The 20,866-nt window shown below is 71.6% G+C and carries 18 protein-coding genes; 8 read left to right on the top strand and 10 right to left on the bottom strand.

The genetic code is table 11. The features are described 5' to 3' along the window. Complete coding sequence (locus ACFVYN_RS12210; RefSeq protein WP_389996301.1) at positions 1-2,349, top strand: ATP-binding cassette domain-containing protein; 2,349 nt, start codon at positions 1-3, stop codon at positions 2,347-2,349. Between the two features lie 54 nt (positions 2,350-2,403). On the opposite strand, the gene ACFVYN_RS12205 is transcribed toward ACFVYN_RS12210, so the two are convergent. Then, on the bottom strand, positions 2,404-3,294 hold the full coding sequence (locus ACFVYN_RS12205; protein WP_389996298.1) for a lysophospholipid acyltransferase family protein: 891 nt from the start codon (positions 3,292-3,294) through the stop codon (positions 2,404-2,406). Next, on the bottom strand, positions 3,294-4,064 hold the full coding sequence (locus ACFVYN_RS12200) for a GNAT family N-acetyltransferase (protein WP_389996295.1): 771 nt from the start codon (positions 4,062-4,064) through the stop codon (positions 3,294-3,296). Before ACFVYN_RS12200 ends, ACFVYN_RS12205 begins: the two co-directional genes overlap by 1 nt. 245 nt (positions 4,065-4,309) lie before the next feature. Here ACFVYN_RS12200 and ACFVYN_RS12195 point away from each other — a divergent pair, with 245 nt between their 5' ends. Then, positions 4,310-6,262 carry a HEAT repeat domain-containing protein gene (locus tag ACFVYN_RS12195; RefSeq protein WP_389996292.1) on the top strand — a complete coding sequence of 651 codons (1,953 nt, stop codon included), beginning with the start codon at positions 4,310-4,312 and terminating at the stop codon, positions 6,260-6,262. Between the two features lie 68 nt (positions 6,263-6,330). On the opposite strand, the gene ACFVYN_RS12190 is transcribed toward ACFVYN_RS12195, so the two are convergent. Genes ACFVYN_RS12190 through ACFVYN_RS12180 form a run of 3 tightly spaced genes read right to left on the bottom strand, consistent with a single transcriptional unit; the run spans position 6,331 to position 9,697 of the window. After that, the gene (locus ACFVYN_RS12190) at positions 6,331-7,080 is read right to left on the bottom strand and encodes a succinate dehydrogenase/fumarate reductase iron-sulfur subunit (RefSeq protein ID WP_389996289.1); all 750 of its coding nucleotides are present in this window, start codon (positions 7,078-7,080) and stop codon (positions 6,331-6,333) included. Further along, on the bottom strand, positions 7,077-9,023 hold the full coding sequence (locus ACFVYN_RS12185; protein ID WP_389996286.1) for a fumarate reductase/succinate dehydrogenase flavoprotein subunit: 1,947 nt from the start codon (positions 9,021-9,023) through the stop codon (positions 7,077-7,079). The genes ACFVYN_RS12190 and ACFVYN_RS12185 overlap by 4 nt, the downstream gene beginning before the upstream one ends. A gap of 2 nt (positions 9,024-9,025) precedes the next feature. Beyond that, on the bottom strand, positions 9,026-9,697 hold the full coding sequence (locus tag ACFVYN_RS12180; protein ID WP_389996617.1) for a succinate dehydrogenase: 672 nt from the start codon (positions 9,695-9,697) through the stop codon (positions 9,026-9,028). 119 nt (positions 9,698-9,816) lie between these two features. Between ACFVYN_RS12180 and ACFVYN_RS12175 the strand changes: the two genes are divergently transcribed. Next, on the top strand, positions 9,817-10,704 hold the full coding sequence (locus ACFVYN_RS12175) for a LysR family transcriptional regulator (protein ID WP_389996284.1): 888 nt from the start codon (positions 9,817-9,819) through the stop codon (positions 10,702-10,704). Positions 10,705-10,746: 42 nt separating this feature from the next. After that, on the top strand, positions 10,747-11,988 hold the full coding sequence (locus ACFVYN_RS12170; RefSeq protein ID WP_389996281.1) for a PQQ-binding-like beta-propeller repeat protein: 1,242 nt from the start codon (positions 10,747-10,749) through the stop codon (positions 11,986-11,988). A 12-nt stretch (positions 11,989-12,000) separates the two neighbouring features. Here ACFVYN_RS12170 and ACFVYN_RS12165 read toward each other — a convergent pair whose 3' ends face one another. The 3 genes from ACFVYN_RS12165 to ACFVYN_RS12155 all read right to left on the bottom strand — a co-directional run bounded on the left by ACFVYN_RS12165 (position 12,001) and on the right by ACFVYN_RS12155 (position 16,224). Next, positions 12,001-14,145 (bottom strand): putative bifunctional diguanylate cyclase/phosphodiesterase, encoded by a 2,145-nt coding sequence (locus ACFVYN_RS12165; RefSeq protein WP_389996279.1) that lies wholly within the window; start codon positions 14,143-14,145, stop codon positions 12,001-12,003. After that, on the bottom strand, positions 14,142-14,963 hold the full coding sequence (locus tag ACFVYN_RS12160; protein WP_389996276.1) for an SAM-dependent methyltransferase: 822 nt from the start codon (positions 14,961-14,963) through the stop codon (positions 14,142-14,144). Before ACFVYN_RS12160 ends, ACFVYN_RS12165 begins: the two co-directional genes overlap by 4 nt. Positions 14,964-15,255: 292 nt before the next feature. Next, the gene (locus tag ACFVYN_RS12155; protein ID WP_389996274.1) at positions 15,256-16,224 is read right to left on the bottom strand and encodes an SCO0930 family lipoprotein; all 969 of its coding nucleotides are present in this window, start codon (positions 16,222-16,224) and stop codon (positions 15,256-15,258) included. A 789-nt stretch (positions 16,225-17,013) separates the two neighbouring features. On the opposite strand from ACFVYN_RS12155, the gene ACFVYN_RS12150 reads away from it, so the two are divergent. From ACFVYN_RS12150 to ACFVYN_RS12140, 3 genes are all read left to right on the top strand, one after another. Then, positions 17,014-17,145: a hypothetical protein gene (locus tag ACFVYN_RS12150; RefSeq protein ID WP_389996271.1), complete on the top strand. Its 132-nt coding sequence runs from the start codon at positions 17,014-17,016 to the stop codon at positions 17,143-17,145. Between the two features lie 21 nt (positions 17,146-17,166). Next, positions 17,167-17,931, top strand: a complete 765-nt coding sequence (locus tag ACFVYN_RS12145) for a DUF4239 domain-containing protein (protein ID WP_389996268.1) — start codon at positions 17,167-17,169, stop codon at positions 17,929-17,931. A 206-nt stretch (positions 17,932-18,137) separates the two neighbouring features. Further along, on the top strand, positions 18,138-18,671 hold the full coding sequence (locus tag ACFVYN_RS12140; RefSeq protein WP_389996266.1) for a hypothetical protein: 534 nt from the start codon (positions 18,138-18,140) through the stop codon (positions 18,669-18,671). 67 nt (positions 18,672-18,738) lie between these two features. Here the strand turns inward: ACFVYN_RS12140 and ACFVYN_RS12135 are convergent, their stop codons facing one another. After that, positions 18,739-19,230, bottom strand: a complete 492-nt coding sequence (locus ACFVYN_RS12135) for a hypothetical protein (protein ID WP_389996263.1) — start codon at positions 19,228-19,230, stop codon at positions 18,739-18,741. A gap of 333 nt (positions 19,231-19,563) precedes the next feature. On the opposite strand from ACFVYN_RS12135, the gene ACFVYN_RS12130 reads away from it, so the two are divergent. Further along, the gene (locus ACFVYN_RS12130; RefSeq protein ID WP_389996261.1) at positions 19,564-20,235 is read left to right on the top strand and encodes a class F sortase; all 672 of its coding nucleotides are present in this window, start codon (positions 19,564-19,566) and stop codon (positions 20,233-20,235) included. 30 nt (positions 20,236-20,265) lie between these two features. On the opposite strand, the gene ACFVYN_RS12125 is transcribed toward ACFVYN_RS12130, so the two are convergent. After that, positions 20,266-20,866: polysaccharide deacetylase family protein (locus ACFVYN_RS12125; RefSeq protein WP_389996258.1), on the bottom strand; the 601-nt coding region annotated here is incomplete at its 5' end.

Raw genomic sequence — 20,866 nt, 5'->3', positions numbered from 1 at the left:
ATGCACGACCCGACCGGCTCCCACGACCCGTACGTCCGCGTCCGCGGTGCCCGTGAGCACAATCTCAAGGGCGTGGACGTCGATGTCCCCCGGGATGTGCTGGCCGTGTTCACGGGGGTGTCCGGGTCGGGCAAGTCGTCGCTGGCGTTCGGGACGATCTACGCGGAGGCGCAGCGGCGGTACTTCGAGTCGGTGGCGCCGTACGCGCGCCGGCTGATCCACCAGGTGGGGGCGCCGAAGGTCGGGGAGATCACCGGGCTGCCGCCCGCGGTCTCGCTGGAACAGCGGCGCTCGGCACCGACGTCCCGCTCGTCCGTCGGCACGGTCACCAACCTCTCGAACTCGCTGCGGATGCTGTTCTCCCGGGCCGGTGACTACCCGCCGGGCGCCGAACGGCTCGACTCGGACTCCTTCTCCCCCAACACGGCGGTCGGCGCCTGCCCGGAGTGCCACGGCCTGGGCCGCGTCCACCGTACGACCGAGCAGTCGCTGGTGCCCGACCCGTCGCTGTCGATCCGGGAGGGCGCCATCGCCGCGTGGCCCGGTGCCTGGCAGGGCAAGAACCTGCGGGACATCCTCGACGCGCTCGGCCACGACGTGGACCGGCCGTGGCGTGAACTGCCCGCCGAGGAGCGCGAGTGGATCCTGTTCACCGACGAGCAGCCGGTGGTCACCGTGCACCCGGTACGGGACGCGGACCGGATCCAACGCCCCTACCAGGGCACGTACATGAGTGCCCGCCGCTATGTCCTGAAGACGTTCGCGGACTCCAAGAGCCAGGCGCTGAAGGCGAAGGCGGAACGGTTCCTGGTCTCCGCCCCGTGCCCGGTCTGCGGCGGCAGCAGGCTGCGTCCCGAGGCGATGGCGGTCACCTTCGCGGGCCGCACGATCGCCGACCTCGCGGCCCTGCCGCTGACCGAGCTCGCCGCCTCGCTGGTCGCCCACGGCGAGACCGCGCGCGTCCTCACCGACGACCTCAAGTCCCGTATCGAGCCCGTCCTCGAGCTCGGCCTCGGCTATCTGAGCCTGGACCGCGCGACCCCCACCCTGTCCGCGGGCGAACTTCAACGACTGCGCCTCGCCACCCAGTTGCGGTCGGGACTGTTCGGCGTGGTGTACGTCCTCGACGAACCCTCCGCCGGACTGCACCCCGCGGACACCGAGGCTCTGCTCACGGTGCTGGCACGGCTGAAGGCGGCCGGCAACTCCGTGTTCGTGGTGGAGCACGACCTGGACGTCATGCGGGGCGCGGACTGGCTGGTGGACGTCGGGCCGGGGGCGGGTGAGCACGGCGGGCGGGTGCTGCACAGCGGTCCGGTCGCGGAGCTGGCGAAGGTCGAGGAGTCCGCGACCGCCCGGTACCTGTTCGACCGCTCACCTGTCCCGAAGCGTCAAGTGCGGGCGGCGAGGGGGACGTTGAAGGTCGGTCCGGTCAACCGGCACAACCTGCGCGGGGTGACGGCCGAGTTCCCGCTCGGCGTGTTCACCGCGGTGACCGGGGTGTCGGGCTCGGGCAAGTCCACGCTGGTCGGCGAGATCACGGAGGAGCTGGAGGGGGTGGGCCGCCTGGTCTCGGTCGACCAGAAGCCGATCGGCCGGACCCCGCGCTCCAACCTGGCCACCTACACGGGCCTGTTCGACGTCGTGCGCAAGGTCTTCGCCGCCACCGACGCGGCGCGTGACCGCGGGTACGGGGTGGGCCGGTTCTCCTTCAACGTGGCCGGAGGGCGCTGCGAGACCTGCCAGGGCGAGGGCTTCGTCAGCGTCGAGCTGCTCTTCCTGCCGAGCACCTACGTGCCCTGCCCGGACTGCGGCGGGGCCCGCTACAACCCCGCGACGCTCGACGTGACGTACCGGGGACGCAACATCGCCCAGGTGCTCGACCTCACGGTGGAGTCGGCGGCGGACTTCTTCGCGGACACCCCGCTCGTGGCCCGCAGTCTCACCACCCTCCTCGACATCGGCCTCGGCTACCTCCACCTCGGCCAGCCCGCCACCGAGCTCTCCGGCGGCGAGGCCCAGCGCATCAAGCTCGCGAGCGAACTCCAGCGCGCCCACCGCGCCCACACCCTGTACCTCCTCGACGAACCCACCACCGGTCTCCACCCGGCCGACGTCGAGGTCCTCATGCGACAGCTCCACGGCCTCGTGGACGCCGGGCACACGGTGATCGTCGTCGAGCACGACATGTCGGTCGTGGCGGGCGCCGACTGGGTGATCGACCTGGGCCCGGGCGGCGGCGACGCGGGCGGCCGGATCACGGCGACCGGCGTGCCGGAACACGTCGCCGCGGCGGAGGGCAGCGCCACGGCGCCGTACCTGGCCAGGACGCTGGGGGCCGGCGCCTGAGTCCGGGAGCCCCGGCACCGAGCTGCCGCTCCGGCGCGCGGGCGGCCGACTCCGTCAGGCGGCACGACGGCTGCCGCCCTCGCCCGGACGCGGAACGCGGTCAGCCGACTTGCCGAAGGGCCTGCCTGCCACGGGCGACGGGTTGCAGCCGGTCGTGTGCTTGCCGGTGCGCCCGTTGCACGCGCGCGACTGTGCCGCCCTGGCCAGGGAGCGGCGGTCGGGGTGGACGCCCGGGGCGATCGAGGCCGGGACCTCCACCTCGGCCGTCAGCCCGCGCGTCGACACCACCCGCCACACCGAAGCCAGTAGCGAGTCGTCGCCGATGTAGGCGGGGGCCGTGCTGGGCCCGCCGCCGGCGAGCCGGTAGCGCAGGCTCACCGGTTGGACGGGCGCCCCGGCGTCGAGGGCCGCCTGGAACACCGCGCGCCGGAAGTGGCCCTGGGCGCGGCCGCACCAGGTGCTTCCCTCGGGGAAGACGGCGACCGCCGCGCCCCCGCGCAGCGCGTCGGCGATCCGGGCGACCGTGTCCGGGAGGGCACGCAGCCGGTCCCGCTCGATGAACAGCGCGCCGCTGCGGGCCGTCAGCCAACCCGCCACGGGCCACCGGCGGATCTCGGACTTGGCGAGCATCCGGGCAGGACGTACGGCGGCCAGCAGCGGGATGTCCAGCCAGGAGATGTGGTTGGCGACCAGCAGCACCCCGCCCGTGGGTGCGGTGACGCCGGACAGGCGGACCCGGACCCCCGAGGCCCGCACCACCGCCCGGCACCACCACCTGACCACTCCGGCCGGGACCCACCGGCCGGCCGGCAGCAGCGTGATCCCGGCAAGCAGGACCACCGCGACCGCCAGGAGCAGCAGCACGGCACGGGGTACGGCCGTGGCCTTCGTCCGCTCCAGACACGCCCCGGGGGTACAGGGAGTGCTGGGCAGCCAGACGCTCATCAGGCCGGGACGAGCGAGAGGAAGTGCCGCAGATAGCGGGCGTCGACCCGGCGCATCGACAGCAGCACGTACAGGTCGGCGACCCCGAACTCCGGGTCGTGGGCGGGCGGCCCGCACACCCAGGCGCCGAGGCGCAGATAGCCGCGCAGCAGCGCGGGCAGCTCGGTGCGGACCGCGGGCGTCCCCTCCGCGGGCTCCCAGGGCAGCAGGGGCCGTACCCGGAACTCCTCGGGAGCCAGGTACTTGGTGCGCACCCGGCCCCAGGTGCCGGCCGCCAGCGCGCCGCCGTCGGCGAGCGGGATCGAACAGCAGCCCGCCAGCCAGTCGTGGCCGCGGTCCACCATGTAGCGGGCGATCCCGGCCCAGATGAGGCCGATGACGGCCCCGTCGCGGTGGTCGGGGTGCACGCAGGAGCGGCCGACCTCGACGAGCCCGGGGCGGATCGCGTCGAGCGGGGCGAGGTCGAACTCGCCCTCCGAGTACAGGCGTCCGGCCACCGCGGCACGCTCCGGAGGCAGCAGCCGGTAGGTGCCGACGACCTGTCCGGTCACGCTGTCGCGGACGAGCAGGTGGTCGCAGCCGGCGTCGAAGCCGTCCACGTCGAGGCCGGGTTCCGGGGTGGCCAGGAGAGCGCCCATCTCCCCGGCGAACACGTCGTGCCGCAGCCGCTGAGCGGCCCGTACGTCGTCCTCGTCGCGGGCCAGGCTGACGGTGTAGCGGGTGGGGGCGACGCTCTGCGGGGGACGGTCCAGGGTGGAAACGCCGGTCATGGCACTCTCCAGGTCACGGGCGGGAGCGGCGAGCGGTGCCGCTGTCCCAGTTCTTCCGACGCCGGTTGGCGTGTACGTGACCGGTTCCGAGAGCGCGGATGTGCGGACGCTGAACGGCTCGGGCAAGGTGTCCGGAGCCTCCGACTCCGTCGACCGGCCGGTGTCCCGCCGGTGGCCGGAGCAAGGCAACCCCCGTGCCAGGGCTACCGTCTCTCTCCGGGAGCCGATCGCGGAAACAGGGGGGCGTGCGAGTGGTGGAGGCGCTGGAGGCGGTTGCGTGGGAGGAGCTGGGCGTGTCGGCGAAGGACGTGCGGCGCGCTCTGAGCCGGCTGCTTGAGCTGGGCCCGGACTCGACCGAGAGCGACTGCGACCCGCTGTTCTGGGCCTTGGCAGGCCCACCGACCGGTGTCTCCGCGCTCGCCACCGCCGCCCTGCCGTTCGTCGTCGCGCTCGTCGCCGACCCCGGGACGGGTGCGCGCAAGACCCTGGTCGAACTGCTGGCCGCCCTGACCCGACGGCAGGGCCCGGTGGACCCGGGCTGGCCCGAGGCGTGGCGGCGCGCCCGCGACACGGTCCAGGCCCTGCTCACCGACGCCGATCCCGCCGTACGACGAGAGGCGCTCCGCCTCGCGGAGGGCCCCGGCCCACTGGGGGAGCGTTGGCGGGCCGAACGGGACCCCGCGGTCCGGTTGACGGTGCTGTTCTCGCTGGGCGACCACGCGGCGGACCCCGAAGTCCACCGTCTTCTCACCGGACTACTGCGGGGCTCCGACCCTGTGCTGCGGGTCGCGGCCGTCCACACCCTCGCGAGAACGGAGCCCGAGCTCGCCGTACGAGAGCTGGACGCTCTGGTCGAGACCCTCGCCGATCCCGCTCTGCGGTCGCGCTGGAAGGCCGTCTGGTATGTCCCGGACGTGGACGAGCCCTTCAGCCGTGAGGACGTCGCCTTCTGGACGGCCGTCCTGTTCGAGGACACGCCGGACGTGGAGACGAGGTTCCTGACCGGGCTGGCCGCGGCGGCGGACCCGGTCGAGGACGCCGATCTGCTGCGAGCGGTGCTGGACCGGTCCTGGCGGCTGCTGACACGTCACCGGTCCGCCGAGGCCGCACTGCTCCCGGTCGCGGCGGGTCTGATGGACCACCCGGACTCCCCGGTGCGCCTCAGGGCGGTGCATCTCCTCGCCGCGCTGGGCCCCCGAGCCGTCGGATACGCGGACCGACTCGCCGGCCTGCTCGACGACCCCGGCGACGGCGGTTTCCTGGAGGGGACCGTCGGCGAGCACGCGCTGTGGGCGCTGACCCGGATGGACGACCCACGGGCGCTGCCGAAGCTGGTGGAGCGGCTGTGCGCGCGGTTCCGCGAGGAGGACGGGCGCTCCTACACCTCCGGAGATCCACGCCGGCCCGAACTCGTCGACGTCCTGGGGCCGATGACGGCCCACGTCGATGAGCTCCTGCCGTCGATACGCGAGGAACTGCGCCGCGGGCTGACCGACCCCGACGCGGACGGCTACCTGATGGCCGACCTCCTGGAGGTCCTCCGGGCCTGGGGGCCCGCCGCCCTTCCCGCCCTGCCGGAGATCACGGGGTTTCTGCCGGACCGCTTCCGGTGGCACGACGCCGTGCGGACGCTGGCGACGCTGGGTCCGGCCGCCCTCTGCGCCGCCCCGGCCGTGCGCGCGCACCTGTCCCAGGACCCGGAGGAGAACAACACCTGGCTGCACTGGGTCCTTTGGCGCATCGGCGACGATCCCGCCGGGAACCTGCGGGCCGTCGGCGAGTCCCTCCCTGTCACGAGTCAGGCCGGAGGTCTGGCCGCGGTCGACTTCCTCGCCGACTTCGGCCCCGCGGCCGCGCCGTACGCCGACCGGGTGCGCAACGCCCTGGAGAGCGAGCTGGGTGGGGTCAGGCTCCGGGCGGCGATCGCCCTCTGGTCGATCACCGGCGATCCCGAGCCGGCCCGCCCGCTCCTGGAGGCGGAGTTCCTGGCGATGGCGGCGGGCGGCGAGCACTACGGCTCGTTCTGTGAGGCGCTCAGCGCCCTGATCCGCCTCGGCGGCACACTCGGTGAGCCGGCACGCACCGCCCTGGAGTCCCTCCGCGCCCGGGACGCCCGTCTCTCCGCGTACGGCGACTACCGGGCAATCCTTGACGACGAGAAGTTCCGCGCCCTGATCGACACGGCCCTCTCCACGTGACCTTGGCGGGGCCGGACCTGAGCACCACGTCCGGCCCCGCCCGTCCGCACCTTGTCGGCGAACGTCTCTCAGCGCTTGGCGACCTTCCGGGTCGCCCGCAGCCACTCCTTGTTCATGCCGGTGATGGAGACCAGCGGAATGCCCTTGGGGCAGGCCGTCGCGCACTCGCCCGCGAGCGTGCAGCCGCCGAAGCCCTCCTCGTCCATCTGCTCCACCATGTCGAGGACCCTGGTCTCCCGCTCCGGGGCCCCCTGCGGCAGCACGTTCAGATGGTTCACCTTGGCCGAGGTGAACAGCATCGCCGCCCCGTTGGGACACGCGGCGACACACGCCCCGCATCCGATGCACTCGGCGTGCTCGAAGGCGAGGTCGGCGTCGGGCTTGGGCACCGGCGTGGCGTGCGCCTCCGGTGCGGACCCGGTGGGCGCCGTGATGTATCCCCCGGCCTGGATGATCCGGTCGAAGGCCGACCGGTCCACGACCAGGTCCTTGATCACCGGGAACGCGGACGCCCGCCACGGCTCGACGTCGATCGTGTCGCCGTCCGAGAAGGACCGCATGTGCAGCTGACAGGTGGTCGTCCGCTCGGGTCCGTGCGCGTCGCCGTTGATGACGAGCGAGCACGCGCCGCAGATGCCCTCGCGGCAGTCGTGGTCGAAGGCCACCGGGTCCTCACCGCGCAGGATGAGCTCCTCGTTGAGGGTGTCCAGCATCTCCAGGAAGGACATGTCGGAGGAGATGCCGTCCACCTCGTACGTGGACATCGCGCCGTCGGCGTCGGCGTTCTTCTGTCGCCAGACGCGCAGGGTGAGCTTCATGCGTAGCTCCGCTGGGTGGGGTGGACGTACTCGAAGACCAGGTCTTCCCTGTGCAGGACGGGAGCCTCACCGGTGCCGGTGAACTCCCAGGCCGCCGCGTAGGCGAACTCGTCGTCCCGGCGTGCGGCCTCACCGTCGGGCGTCTGGGACTCCTCACGGAAGTGACCGCCGCAGGACTCGGCGCGGTGCAGCGCGTCGAGGCACATCAGCTCGGCGAGCTCCAGGTAGTCGACGACCCGGTTCGCCTTCTCCAGCGACTGGTTGAACTCCTCGCCGGTGCCCGGTACCTTGATCCGCCGCCAGAACTCCTCGCGGATCTGCGGGATACGGTCCAGCGCCTTGCGCAGCCCGGAGTCGGAGCGTGCCATCCCGCAGAACTCCCACATCAGTTCCCCGACTTCGCGGTGGAAGGAGTCGGGCGTACGGTCGCCGTCGACGGCGAGCAGCAGGTGGAGCCGGTCCTCTGTCTCCGCCAACACCTCCTGTACCGCAGGGTGTTCGTCGGTCACCGGGTCCTGGTGCGGGTTGCGGGCGAGGTAGTCGTTGATGGTCGCCGGCAGCACGAAGTAGCCGTCGGCGAGGCCCTGCATCAGCGCGGAGGCGCCGAGGCGGTTCGCCCCGTGGTCGGAGAAGTTGGCCTCGCCGATCGCGAACAGGCCGGGGATCGTGGTCTGGAGGTCGTAGTCGACCCACAGCCCGCCCATCGTGTAGTGCACGGCGGGGTAGATCCGCATCGGCACCTCGTACGGATCCTCGTCGGTGATCCGCTGGTACATGTCGAAGAGGTTGCCGTACTTCGCCTCCACGGCTGCCCGGCCCATCCGCTCGATGGCGTCGGCGAAGTCGAGGTACACGCCCTGTCCGCCGGGCCCCACTCCCCTGCCCTCGTCGCAGACGTTCTTCGCGGCGCGGGAGGCGATGTCGCGCGGGACCAGGTTGCCGAAGGACGGGTAGATGCGCTCCAGGTAGTAGTCGCGCTCGTCCTCGGGGATCCTGTTCGGCGGACGGGTGTCGCCCTTGGCCTTGGGCACCCAGATCCGGCCGTCGTTGCGCAGCGACTCGCTCATCAGCGTGAGCTTGGACTGGTGGTCGCCGGTGCGCGGGATGCAGGTCGGATGGATCTGGGTGAAGCAGGGGTTGGCGAAGAGGGCGCCGCGCCGGTGGGCCCGCCAGATGGCGGTCGCGTTGGAGTTCATGGCGTTCGTCGACAGGTAGAACACGTTGCCGTAGCCGCCGGAGGCCAGCACGACCGCGTCCGCGAAGTACGTGTCGATGCGCCCGGTGACGAGATCGCGCGCCACGATCCCCCGCGCCCGCCCGTCGACGACGATCAGGTCGAGCATCTCGGTGCGCGGATGCATCTCGATGTTCCCGGCGGCGATCTGCCTCGACAGCGCCTGGTACGCCCCCAGCAGGAGCTGCTGGCCGGTCTGGCCGCGGGCGTAGAAGGTCCGGGAGACCTGCACACCGCCGAAGGAGCGGGTGTCGAGCAGACCGCCGTACTCCCGCGCGAAGGGCACGCCCTGCGCCACGCACTGGTCGATGATCTCGACGGAGATCTGCGCGAGCCGGTGGACGTTGGACTCCCGAGCCCGGAAGTCGCCGCCCTTGACGGTGTCGTAGAAGAGGCGGTGGATGGAGTCGCCGTCGTTGCGGTAGTTCTTGGCCGCGTTGATGCCGCCCTGCGCGGCGATGGAGTGCGCGCGGCGCGGGGAGTCCTGGTAGCAGAACTGGACGACGTGGTAGCCCTGTTCGGCGAGGGTCGCGCCCGCGGAGCCTCCCGCGAGGCCGGTCCCGACGACGATCACGGTGTGCTTGCGCCGGTTGGCGGGGTTGACCAGCCTGGCCTCGAAACGGCGCTTGTCCCAGCGCTCGCCCACAGGGCCCTTCGGTGCCTTGGTGTCGACGACCGGTTCGCCGGTCAGGTAGTCGGTGTACGTCATGTTCAGCTCACCACTCCGGTCATGACACCCACGGGCACGGCGATGAAGCCGGCCGTGAGCAGCAGTGCGAGGACATTGGCCACGGCCTTGAGGGCGCGGTCGCGGGTGCGGCTGCCGGCGCCGAGGGTCTGGGCGGCGGCCCAGAAGCCGTGCCGGACGTGCAGGCCGAGGGCGAGCATCGCGACGATGTAGACGACGTCGCCGTACCAGGTGGAGAAGGTGTCCACGACGTTCTGGTACGGGTGGCCCTCCTGGAAGCCGCCGGAGTGCACGGTGCCGGTCGTCAGGTCGAGAACGTGCCACACGATGAACAGGCCGAGGATGATCCCGCCCCAGCGCATGGTGCGGGTCGCATAGCTCGCCCGGGGCTTCTTGTGGACGTACTTGCTGGGCCGTGCCCGGATGTCGCGGCGGCTGAGCTGGTACGCCGAGACGGCGTGCGCGACGACGGCGGCCACCAGCACGATCCGGACGATCCAGAGCGTCCACTCGTAGTGCATGAACGGTTCGCCGACCGTGCGCAGCCAGTGCGCGTAGTGGTTGAACTCGCCCGCCCCGAAGAAGATCTTCAGGTTGCCGATCATGTGAACGACCAGGTACAGCAGCATGATCAGTCCGCTGACGGCCATCACGGTCTTCTTGCCGACGGAGCTGTCCCACACGGTGCGTGCCATGGACGGCCGTCGGCCCGTCCGCGTTGCCAGAGCCATGGCCAAGACGCTAGAGCCCCAGGGCCCGATCGGTCCAAGACATGGTCCGGCTTGATTCCATAGATAGCGGCTATCGTACGGGGATGCAGTTCCAGCAGCTCCAGTACTTCGTGGCGGTCGCCGAGACCCGGCACTTCACCCGCGCCGCCGACCTCGTCCATGTGGCTCAGCCGTCGCTGTCCCAGCAGATCAAGGCGCTGGAGCGGGAGCTCGGGGCGGACCTCTTCGTGCGGGCGCGCGGCAACATCAGCCTCACCGACGCAGGTGAGGCCCTGCTGCCGCTGGCCCGTCGCATCCTGGCCGACGCGGACACGGCCCGGCACGAGGTGCAGGAGCTGGTGCAGCTGCGCAGCGGCCGGGTCCGGCTGGGTGCGACCCCGAGCCTGTGCACCGGTCTGCTGCCGGACGTGCTGCGCGCCTTCCACGACCGCTATCCCGGTATCCGGCTGATGATCGAGGAGGGCGGCTCCCACGATCTCGTACGGCTGCTCGCGCGCGGCGCCCTCGATCTGGCCCTGGTGGTCCTCCCGCTGCCGTCGCCGTCCCCGGCGCTGACGACGGTGGAGCTGCTGCGGGAGGACCTGGTCGTCGTGTCCTCGCCGGAGGCGTCCGCGCCCGGCGGTCCGGGCCGCCGTACCGTACGGATCGCCGACCTGGAGAATGAGCCGCTTGTGATGTTCCGGCACGGCTACGACCTGCGCGAACTGACCGTGGCCGCGTGCCGCGCCGAGGGCTTCGAGCCGGACTTCGCGGTGGAGGGCGGGGAGATGGACGCGGTGCTGGGCTTCGTGCGGGCGGGCCTGGGCGTGGCCGTCGTACCGCGCATGGTCGCCACGCGCTCCGGGCGGGGGCTGCGGGTCACCCCGCTCGCCCGTCCCGGCCTGCACCGGACGATCGCGCTGGCCCACCGTAGCGATGTGGCTCCGCCGCGGGCGGCACGGGAGTTGCAGCGGATGCTTCTGGAGCGCTGAGCGGCCGTAGTATGGGGGTCTTCTCGGACGGGGTGGGCGGGGATGAAGCGGCAGATCGTTGCGGTGGGCGCAGTACTGCTGGTGCTGGTGGGGTGCGCGGGGAACACCGCGTCCGGCGGACCGCAGAGTCCGGTGGTCTCCTCGCCGTCCGGTGCCTCCGGACCGACGGTACAGACGGTGCAGACGGCCTCGATGTCCGTCTCGGGCCCGTGGCGCGCGTGGACGGCGTCCCTCTCCGGCCGGGAGGCCCACGGCAGTTGCGGCGCGACGGCGCACCAGGTGGTGTGCGCGACCGACTCCGGTGGATTCGTGGGGCGTTCGCGGGCCGACGGCCGTATCACCTGGACCGTGCCCGCGGGCGACCGCGGCAAGAGCGCCGGACTGGTCGTCGACGCGGCCGACGAACGGGCCGTGACCGCGGTCGCGGGCAGGCTCCGCGCGGCGAACCTGCGCACGGGTCGGCAGGCGTGGACCCATCGGTTGCCCACGGGCAGCGCCTACACCTCCCTCGGCGCGGCGGGCGGTGTCGTCTACACCCTCGAAACGTCGGACCCCACGTCAAGGACCGCCGTACTGGACGCCCTTCGCGCATCCGACGGCAGGCCCCTGTGGCACCGGACCGTCGCCTGGAGCACGGGCGAACCCCTGGCCGCCTTCCGGGGCCGCGTCTACACGGCCGACGGCACCCGGGTCACCGCCCGCGACGCCCGCACCGGCGCCACTCTGGCGACCAGCCCCACGGGCGTCGAGTGCCCGCACCTCGTCACCGGCGGCCACTACCTGGTCTGCACCGGCAGCCCGTTCTCCGCGGGGGACGCCTTCCCGCCCATGCGGCGCCTGGATCCGGCGACGCTGAGGGTGCTGCCGACCCCGAGGAACACGATCGACAAGCCCGTACACGGGGTGATCTCCGACGACGGGATCCTGGTGCTGTACGAGGCCGGTGCCGAGGACACGAGCGCGGGCAACTGGTTCGCGTACGACCTCGAGAACGACCGCAAGCTGTGGAGCACGTACGCCACCGAGGCGGACGCCACCGTGGCCGGCGGCCGGTTCGTGACCTTCACCCCCGTCAACGACCGCACCAGGCGGGGCCGCGTGCTCACGATCGACCTGCACGCCGGTCCGCAGGGGACCGGAACCGCCGCGCCCCGCATGTCCGCGGCGTACTCGCAGACCAGAGGCGGCGAACACCCCGTGCTCGTCGCGCCGGGCGGGGACACGGGCCACGTCGTCGTCATGGCCCGTACCCACGGTTCCCTGCGCTCACTGCCGCTGCCCTAGCCGGGGCGGGACTCAGCCCGCCGCGTCCACCAGCGCCAGCTGGTGCAGCCGCTCCGGCGGGCCCGGGCGGGCGTAGTACCAGCCCTGGGCCGTGTCGCAGCCCAGTATCCGCAACTGCTCGGCCTGGGCCCCGGTTTCGACGCCCTCGACCGTCACCGCCAGGTTCAGGCCGTGGGCGAGCGAGACGATCCCCTCGACGATCTTGAGGTCGACCGGGTCGGCGGGGAACTGCTGCATGCTCCGGGTGAAGGAGCGGTCCAGCTTCAGGACGCTGACCGGCAGACGGCGCAGGTTCGCCAGGTTCGAGTAGCCGGTGCCGAAGTCGTCCAGGGCGATGTCGACGCCCATTTCGGCGAGTTGGCGCAGCGGCTTGAGCAGGTCGTCGTCGGCGCCGATGAGGGCCGACTCGGTGACTTCGAGGCAGAGCGCGTCCGGGTCGACGCCGGCGCGCTCCAGGATGTCCACGGTGTCCTGGACCAGGCCGGGGTGGCTGAGCTGGCAGGGCGAGAGGTTGACGTTGATGCGGAGCGGGCCGCCCGCGGTGTTCTCGCCGTACCGTTCTCGCCACTCGCGGGCCTGCCGCACCGACTGCTCCAGGACCCAGCGGCCGAGCGGCACGATCAGCCCGGTGTGCTCGGCTAGCGGGATGAACCGGTCGGGGCCGAGGACGCCGTGCTGCGGGTGCAGCCAGCGCACCAGCGCCTCGGCGCCCCGGACACTGCCGTCGCCGAGGTGCACCAGCGGCTGGTACTCGATGAAGAACTCGCCCCGCTCCAGGGCCGCGGGCAGCTGCGTGGTCAGCCCGTGCCGGGTGATGGCGCGGGCGTCGGCCTCCGGGTCTGCCAGCTCGAAGCGGTTGCCGCCGGCCGACTTGGCCCGGTACATGGTGATGTCGGCGCTGCGCAGGACCTCCGCGGGACCCCGCTCCCCTGCCGGGCCCTCGACGATGCCGATGCTGCCGCGCACGGTCAGCTCCCGGCCGTCGATACGGACCGGGGCGAGCAGCACGTTCATGATGCGGGCCGCGAGGTCGTCGACCTCGCTCTCGGTGTCCGGGCCGGTGGTCAGCGCCACGAACTCGTCACCGCCGAGGCGGGCGACCATCTCGCCCGGCGCGGTCGCGCAGGACTGGAGCCGGTCGGCGACCTCGACGAGCAGCCGGTCGCCGGCCGCGTGGCCGAGGCTGTCGTTGATGGTCTTGAAGCCGTCGAGGTCGAGGTAGCACAGGCCGAACCGCTGGCCCTCGCCGGCGCTGAGGGCCTTCTCCAGGCGTTCGAAGAACAGGGTCCGGTTGGGCAGCCCGGTGAGGGCGTCGTGCGTGGCCTCGTAGCGCAGCCGGAGGTTGAGCAGCCGGCGCTCGGTGGTGTCCTCCATGAGGGCGAGCTGGTACTGCGGGGCGCCGTCGGCGTCGCGCAGCAGGGAGACCGTCAGGTTGGTCCACAGGACCGTTCCGTCCGGGCGGGAGAATGCCTTTTCGAGGTGGTAGTGCTCGCGCTCGCCGCGGACGAGTTCGTCGTAGAGGGTCCAGGTCTGCGGCGCGTCCTCGGGGTGGGTCCACTCCTGGACCTTGCGGCCGCGCATCGTGGGGTCGGTGAGGCCGAACATGCGCAGCAGCGCGCCGTTGACCTGGAGGACGTTGCCGTCCAGGTCGGCGATGCCGATTCCTATGGCCGCGCCCTCGAACACCGCCCTGAAACGCGCCTCGGTCGCGTGCAGCGCCTGTGCCACCGCGCCCTGCGCCTGAAGGGCGGCCTGCGCGATGGCCTCCTGCTCGGCCAGCGTCCGCTCGCGCAGCGCCTGCGCGAACCCGGCGGCCATGGCGTGCTGCAGACGGGCGGACCGGGACCGCAGGTCCTCGCGGTCACCGTCGCCGCCGCAGTAGAGCACCAGATAGGCGTCGACGCAGTCCAGGGAGCGGCTCAGCGCCTCGGGGTCCGTGCAGTGCGCGTCGACGAGGGCGGCGCCGATCGCCCGGCCCGCGTCCGTGTCGACGGTCCTGGCCGCGAGCGCCTGGCTCAACCGGCGGGCCAGCGGCAGCAGTTGCTCCTCGAACTCCGGCCGGGTCGCGGACGTCGAGGTCACCGGGAACACGGCCCGGCTCCAGATCGTCGCGAACCGGCGCAGTCTGTCCTCCGGCCCGTCCGGCTCGGCGATCACGCGGAACGCCCCACGCCGGCGAACCCCGCGAAGGCCCACGGGTCCTCGTCGTCGGGGTCCCAGGCCGCCGACTCGGGCCGCCACCGCGGCGGCGACACCAGTCCCGGTTCCACCATCTCGTACCCCTCGAAGAACCGCGCGATCTTCTCGCGCGAGCGCATGATCAGCGGGTTGCGAATGTCCTTGTACACGTCCACCGCGCCTTCGGCCCGCTCCGGCGGAAGCGGGATTCCGTCGTACGAGGCGTGCGAGAGCACCAGCAGGCTGCCGGGCGCGAGCGCGTCGCGCAGCTGGGCCACCGCTCCGTACGGGTCGTCCGCGTCTTCCACGAAGTGCAGTATGGCAACGAGAAGCAGCGCCACCGGCCGGTTCAGGTCGATCAGTTCCCGGACCTCGGCGTTCGCAAGGATCTCCTGGGGCTTACGGAGGTCCGCCGCGACGACGCCCGCGTCCGGGTTGCCCTCCAGGACCGCCTGGCTGTGCGCGACGGCCACCGGGTCGTGGTCGACGTAGACGACCCGGGCGCCGGGGCGGGCGCTCTGGGCCACCTCGTGGACGTTGCCGAAGGTCGGGATGCCGGAGCCGATGTCCAGGAACTGGGTGATGCCCTCCTCGGCGGCGAACCGCACCGCCCGCCGCAGGAACGCCCGGTTCGCCTGCATGGTCTTCGGCAGCCCCGGCGCGTGCTCCATGGCCCTGCGGGCGGCCTCCCGGTCGGCCTCGAAGTTGTGCGAACCGCCCAGGTAGAAGTCGTAGATGCGCGCGACGCTCGGCACCGAGATGTCGATGTTCCGGGGAGCCCAGGCGGGACGCTCCATGTATCTCTCCAAGGCGTAGGCGATCCGGTGTTCGAGCTGAGGCTACTGATCGCCCGCCAATGGAGCGAGCGGAAACGGAAATTGACCGTCCGTTCCCGGTCACTGCCTGCGGCACGTGCCGCTCGGAAGCGGCTGTGAGTTTTTCACGAAACGTAGGCGCCGCGCTCCGGAGAGTTCTGGAACGGGCGCCGAATCGGGGGGAGTTGCGGGGAATGACGGCAAACCGGTCCGACCCCTCCGTGCGGCGCGGAGGGGTCGGACCGGTGGATCGGTGAGGCCGGCGATGCCGGTGTCACTTGTCGGAGACGCCGACCATCTTTCCGTCGGGACGGACGGCGTACCAGGTGCCGCCGACGCCCTGGCCGTTGGTGTCACCGGGCTTCTTGTCGGCCGCGAAGGTGTAGATCGGCGAGCAGTTGACCGTCTGCTGCTTGACGCCGTCGGAACGGGTGAAGCTCATCAGGCCCTTCTGCTGGACGCCCTTGGTGTCGTTCTTCGACACGGGCGCCACGACCGGCCACTTCTCCAGGCAGGCTCCGGTGCAGTTGGAGACCGGCTCGGGCCACGCCTTGTCCTTGGCGAAGCGGTAGACCGTCATGCCGTTCTTGTCGACGACGATCTCGCCGAGGCTGGGGTCGTTGCGCGTGGACAGTCCGGGCAGGCTGGCGACCGACGCCTTCTTGCCCGTGGGCGCCAGCGCGTACCACTTGCCGCCCACGCCCTGGCCCGTCAGATCGCCGGCCTTGGTGTCCTTGGCATAGCGGTAGGCGGGCCAGCCGGCGATGGTCAGCTGCTTGCTGCCGTCGGCCCGGGTCACCTCACCGAGCAGCGCCTTGTCGATACCGGCACCGGCCGAGGCATCGTCCGCGGGCACCGGGGGCCAGGCCGTGGCGCAGTCGCCGTTGCAGTTCGACTTCGGCGGCTCGGCGGTGTCCTCGTCGAAGCGGTAGAGGGTGAGACCGGTGGCATCGGTGAGCACCTTGCCGAGCTCGGCGTTCGCGGACACCTGCAACTTGCCCGCCGAGGCCGACTGGGCTCCCAGGTTTCCCTGGCCGATCGCGGTCGAGTTCGCGGTGGGGCTGGCGCTGGTTCCGGTGCCGATACCGGAGCCGACACCGCCGTAGCCACCCGCCGCCGCGGTGGCGCCGACGTTCTGGCTGCCCACCGACGAGGTGCCGCCTTCCTGACCGCACGCCGTCGTCAATGCCAGCACCGCCGCGGCGCTTGCCACGAGCGAGGCGCTCCGCCAGGAGGTCTTCATCGTCAACTCCCCATAATTCAAAAGGGTGTTGCAGCGCCCTGCTGCGCCGCCGCACGACAATGGGTACGCACCGGAGCAGGGGTTGTGTTCAACCGTCCCGCATATTTCTTTTCGGACACTGTGACCACACCCGTCTCGGACCGCACAGACATACGCCTCACCGGACGGACGAACGCCCTGGATTCAAACATCGGGCGATCTTTTATCCCTCCTTCGGAGCAATCTCTTCGCGCCCGCGCATGAGACGGCGCGCCAGGCCTCATGATCTGCGTCGTGCATCGACCCGAATCGCCCCAATCCGCCATCGCCATACGTGTGTTGGCCCTGCTGGCCTTGACGTGGGCGCTCATCGGTCCCACGGCCCAGGTGGCCGAGGCGGATGCCTGCGCCTACGCCTCGGTCGGTCCCGGGGGCGCGGAGGTGGTGTCGGTCGCCGGAAGCCTGACGTGGCCCACTCCTCCGCCCTGCCCGAAACCGAAACCCACGCCGACGCCCACGCCCACACCGACCCCCACCCCCGAACCCCCAGAGCCCCCTTGCACTCCGACGCCCTCCCCCGACCCCACACCGAAGCCGCCTCCGGCGCCGAAGCCCCCGAAGCCCACACCCACCCCGACGCCGAAGCCGCCGCCTCCACCACCCCCGCCGGCACCACAGCCGGCGCCACCACGAGCGCGGCCGGCACCACCGCCCGCACCCGTCCCGCCTCCGCCCCCCCTCCCGACTCCCGCCCCGCCCCCGACCCGGACGCCGCCGCCCAGGCCGGCCCCGGGCCCCTCCGCGCTCCCGGTGACCTACCCGGCGTACCACCACGCGAAGGCCCCCGACCGGCCCGCGCACAGCACGACCTCGCCCGTGATCTACGTCCTGCTCATCACCGCGCCCGCGGTGGTCGCCGTGGCCGCCCTGCGGCCCCGCTAGTGCCGACCCTGGAGGCATCCCTTGCCGGAATGGCTTGTTCTCATCCTCGCGATGCTGGCCGCGTGCGCGGTGGTGGTCGTCATCACGCTCATCCGCCACAAGGCGGCGCCCGTGGACGAGGATCCCAGTGAGACTCCGGACGTCATCGAGTACATGACGATGTGGATCGGGGTGGTGTACGCCATCGTCCTGGGTCTGGCCATCGCGGGCGTGTGGGAGGCCCGCAGCGCCGCCCAGGACCACGTCCAGACGGAGGCCCAGGCGCTGCACGAGGTCTCGGAGCGGGTGCAGGTCTATCCGGCCGACGTCCGTGACCGCATTCGGGCCGATGTCAACGCCTATGTCGGACACGTCGTCACGACGGAGTGGAAGGAGATGGCCGACCACCGCCGTATGACCGAGCGCGGCACCGAACTCCTGGACCGACTCCGCACGGACGTCACCTCCTACGAGCCGAAGAGCGACTTCGAGGCCCAGGCCTACCAGCCGCTCGTCGACCAGGTGGCCGCCGTGGACCAGGCCCGCAACGCCCGCGCGGACTCGGTCGAGCCCACCATGCCCGGGGTGGTCTGGTTCGGCCTGCTGGGCGGCGCGGTCGTCACCATCGGGATGGTCTTCGCCCTGCAGATCCGGCGTACGGCACGTGAGCTGATCCTGGCGGGCCTGTTCTCCGCGCTGATCGCCTTCCTGCTCTTCCTGATCTGGGACTTCGACGCGCCCTACAGCCGTGGCATCACGGCGTCGGCGGAGCCGTTCTTCGCCCTGTTCCCGGACATCAAGGGCTGAGGGCCGCTCATCGCGGCACCGCTGTGGGGACGTCCGGTGTGCGACACGCCGCCGGCGTCCCCCGAGCGGCCCACACGTGTGCCCCATTCGGAGTGACAGCGATCGCGCGGACGTACTCCTGTTCCTAGCGTTTCGGTCATCGAGGTGCATTTCTGGCGTAGGCGGAAAAGATCCGCGGCTGCTCCTCGGGGACCGGAGGAACCACCATGCGCGCGATACGCGTCGCTTCGGCCGCACTGCTGGGCGTGAGCGCCCTGACCTTCTGCGCACCGGCCTCCGTGGCGAAGGGCGACAACGGCATCACGCCCTTCGGCTTCAGCGTGCTGCCCTCGACCGTCACCGCGGGCGAACAGGTGACGCTGCTGCTGGAACGGGACCACGGCGGCTGCCGGGGCTCCGCGACCGTGGCGTCGGCGGTGTTCGACACCGTCGTCATCCCGCCGCACAAGAGCCAGACGACGGTCGTCGTCGACTGGGACGCCAAGCCCGGTGCGGTCTACCGGGTGGCGGTCACCTGCGACGGCGTGAGCGGCTCCGCGGCCCTGACCATCTCCGGCCGGCACCCGGTCGCTCCCACCCCCGTGCCGCTCAACCCCGGCCGGGGTGTGCACGCCGGTGAGGGCGGCAGCTTCGCCGGGTTCGACGTGAAGAAACTCGGCATGGGCGCCCTGCTGATCACGGGCTCGGTCGGAGCGGCGTACCACTTCTCCCGCCGTCGCACCGGCGACGACAGCGCCTGACACGGCTCCTCCGGCCGCACAGGGCTCCGCCCCGGTCCTCTCGGAGTCCGGGGCGGAGCGGCGCAGATCAGATGAGCCTCTCGGACCGCCTGCGCATCCAGAACACCCCGCCGCCGACGACGGCCAGGCCCACCAGAGCGCCCCCGATGGCCATGTCGGTCGGGGTGGCCCCGGAGGAGCTGCTGCCGCCGAGACCACCGTGGACGCCACCGATGACGGTGAAGGCCGTGGGGTTGATCACGGTGCCGTTGCTGCAGACGACGCTGATGCTGTGCGATCCCGTGGCCGCGTTCCGGTTGACGGTGGCGCGTCCCGTCGCCAGGTTGTTCACTCCCGTCCGCAGCCTGATCGTCCGGAAGGCGTCCGAGCTGGCGGTGGCGTTGCCGGTGCAGTTGTTGACGGTGATGGTCAGTTGTCCACCCCGGGCGATGACGTTGGGAAGGGCGACGACATTGCTCGGGCTCAGGTTCATGCCGTCCCGCGCGACGGCCGCCGGGGCGGCGAGTCCGAGCACGGCGACCGCGGCGCCTGCGGCCGCCAGGGCACGAGTAGTACGCATGTGAATCCTCCGCGGGAGACGCCCCGGGAACGGTCCCCGGTGGATCGGCGAGAAAACGCCTCCCAGACAGACCCTCAGATGCCGTGCGCAAGCCCGCATTTCGGCACTGGTCCGTACGGTGGAGAGGACACGCCGAACGAAAAGCACACAATCGCATATCTCCGCAGGTCACGGACCGTCAGAAAATTCCTGTTCACGGCAACTCGGATGGCGCACCACCCGCGTTGGGGGGCCACCCGTTCGCCGCTGAACCGTCGCCGGTTTCGCGCGCGGGACTTAGCGTTCTCGTATGCGCGAATGACGTGGCGACGGCCGTGTCGAGAGGGGAAGTCAATGTCTGCGTCCGAGTTGGCCGGGCTGGCCGAAGAGGAGGAGCAGCGGAGGAAGCGCGCTCCCTGGGGCGTGATAGCGCTTGTTCTGCTGACCGGCCTCGCGCTCATTCGGAACGGTTCGGGGGAGTTCGACGTCGGCCCGCCGCAGCCCGCGTCGGCGGCCGCGGCGGACAGCCGGGTGCACGGCACGGCCTTCGGCAATGCCCCCGCTCCCCTGCCGTACGCCGCGCCCGACCGGGTCTCCATCCCGGCGATCCGGGTCGACGCGCCGATGGTGCCGGTCGGTCTGGACCCGGACGGCTGGGTCGGCGCGCCGCCGCCGGAGGACCCGAACCTGGCCGGCTGGTTCACCGGCGCGGTGTCCCCCGGCGAGAAGGGCACGGCGGTCGTCGTCGGTCATGTCGACAACAAACAGGGCCCCGCCGTGTTCTACGGACTCGGGGCCCTGAAGAAGGGAAATCGCGTCGAGATCAGACGCCAGGACGGAAAGACGGCGATCTTCGAGATCTACGGCATCGAGGTCTTCGAGAAGAGCAATTTCCCCGGCGACCGTGTCTACGGCTCCAAGGGAACCCCCGAATTGCGGGTCATCACCTGCGGAGGCGGTTTCTCCAAGCAGAGCGGATACGCGGGAAATGTCGTCGCCTTCGCCCGCCTGGTCGAGGTCCGCTGAGCGTTCCCCGACCCGGCGGGCGCATTGCGGCTATGCGTACTGCCGTCGCGGGACGGTGATGTGATAGCCGGAATCGATGAGCTGCGGCAGATAGGCGCGCAACGCCCGGACGCTCTGGGAACGGTCGCCCCCGGCGTCGTGCGAGAGCACCACGACGCCGGGCGCGGCGCCGTGCTCCACCGCGCCGACGATGCGGCGGGTGCCCGGGGTGGTCCAGTCGAGGGTGTCGACGGTCCAGGCGAGCGGTTCCATGCCGAGTTCGGCGCCGAGCTGGAACGCGGCCCGGTTCCAGGCCCCGTAGGGAGCCCGGAACCATTGGGGACGCTCACCGTAGGCGTCCTCGATGACGTCGCTGGTGCGTTCCATCTCGGAGCGGATGCGGGAGCGGCGGAGCCGGGTGAGCAGCGGATGCGACCAGGTGTGGTTGCCGACGACGTGTCCCTCGTCGGACATCCGGGCCAGCAGGTCCTGGTTGTCGACCGCCATCTCCCCGCACACGAAGAACATCGCGCGGACGTCGTACTCGGCCAGCGTGTCCAGGATGTGCGGGGTGTAGCGGGGGTCGGGTCCGTCGTCGAAGGTCAGCACCATGGTCCGGCCGCGTCCGGACACCTTCAGCAACGGCTCGTGG

This window comes from Streptomyces sp. NPDC058307, assembly GCF_042880295.1.
GTDB lineage: Bacteria > Actinomycetota > Actinomycetes > Streptomycetales > Streptomycetaceae > Streptomyces.
The sequence above is the reverse complement of the archived record's forward strand: the minus strand, read 5'-3'. Positions and strand labels throughout refer to the sequence as shown.

Excerpts from the sequence above, each read along its gene's own strand:
- ACFVYN_RS12210 (WP_389996301.1), top strand. The coding sequence starts at position 1 with ATGCACGACCCGACCGGCTCCCACGACCCGTACGTCCGCGTCCGCGGT.
- ACFVYN_RS12205 (WP_389996298.1), bottom strand. The coding sequence starts at position 3,294 with ATGAGCGTCTGGCTGCCCAGCACTCCCTGTACCCCCGGGGCGTGTCTG.
- ACFVYN_RS12200 (WP_389996295.1), bottom strand. The coding sequence starts at position 4,064 with ATGACCGGCGTTTCCACCCTGGACCGTCCCCCGCAGAGCGTCGCCCCC.
- ACFVYN_RS12190 (WP_389996289.1), bottom strand. The coding sequence starts at position 7,080 with ATGAAGCTCACCCTGCGCGTCTGGCGACAGAAGAACGCCGACGCCGAC.
- ACFVYN_RS12185 (WP_389996286.1), bottom strand. The coding sequence starts at position 9,023 with ATGACGTACACCGACTACCTGACCGGCGAACCGGTCGTCGACACCAAG.
- ACFVYN_RS12180 (WP_389996617.1), bottom strand. The coding sequence starts at position 9,697 with ATGGCACGCACCGTGTGGGACAGCTCCGTCGGCAAGAAGACCGTGATG.
- ACFVYN_RS12175 (WP_389996284.1), top strand. The coding sequence starts at position 9,817 with ATGCAGTTCCAGCAGCTCCAGTACTTCGTGGCGGTCGCCGAGACCCGG.
- ACFVYN_RS12170 (WP_389996281.1), top strand. The coding sequence starts at position 10,747 with ATGAAGCGGCAGATCGTTGCGGTGGGCGCAGTACTGCTGGTGCTGGTG.
- ACFVYN_RS12160 (WP_389996276.1), bottom strand. The coding sequence starts at position 14,963 with ATGGAGCGTCCCGCCTGGGCTCCCCGGAACATCGACATCTCGGTGCCG.
- ACFVYN_RS12155 (WP_389996274.1), bottom strand. The coding sequence starts at position 16,224 with ATGAAGACCTCCTGGCGGAGCGCCTCGCTCGTGGCAAGCGCCGCGGCG.
- ACFVYN_RS12140 (WP_389996266.1), top strand. The coding sequence starts at position 18,138 with ATGCGCGCGATACGCGTCGCTTCGGCCGCACTGCTGGGCGTGAGCGCC.
- ACFVYN_RS12135 (WP_389996263.1), bottom strand. The coding sequence starts at position 19,230 with ATGCGTACTACTCGTGCCCTGGCGGCCGCAGGCGCCGCGGTCGCCGTG.
- ACFVYN_RS12130 (WP_389996261.1), top strand. The coding sequence starts at position 19,564 with ATGTCTGCGTCCGAGTTGGCCGGGCTGGCCGAAGAGGAGGAGCAGCGG.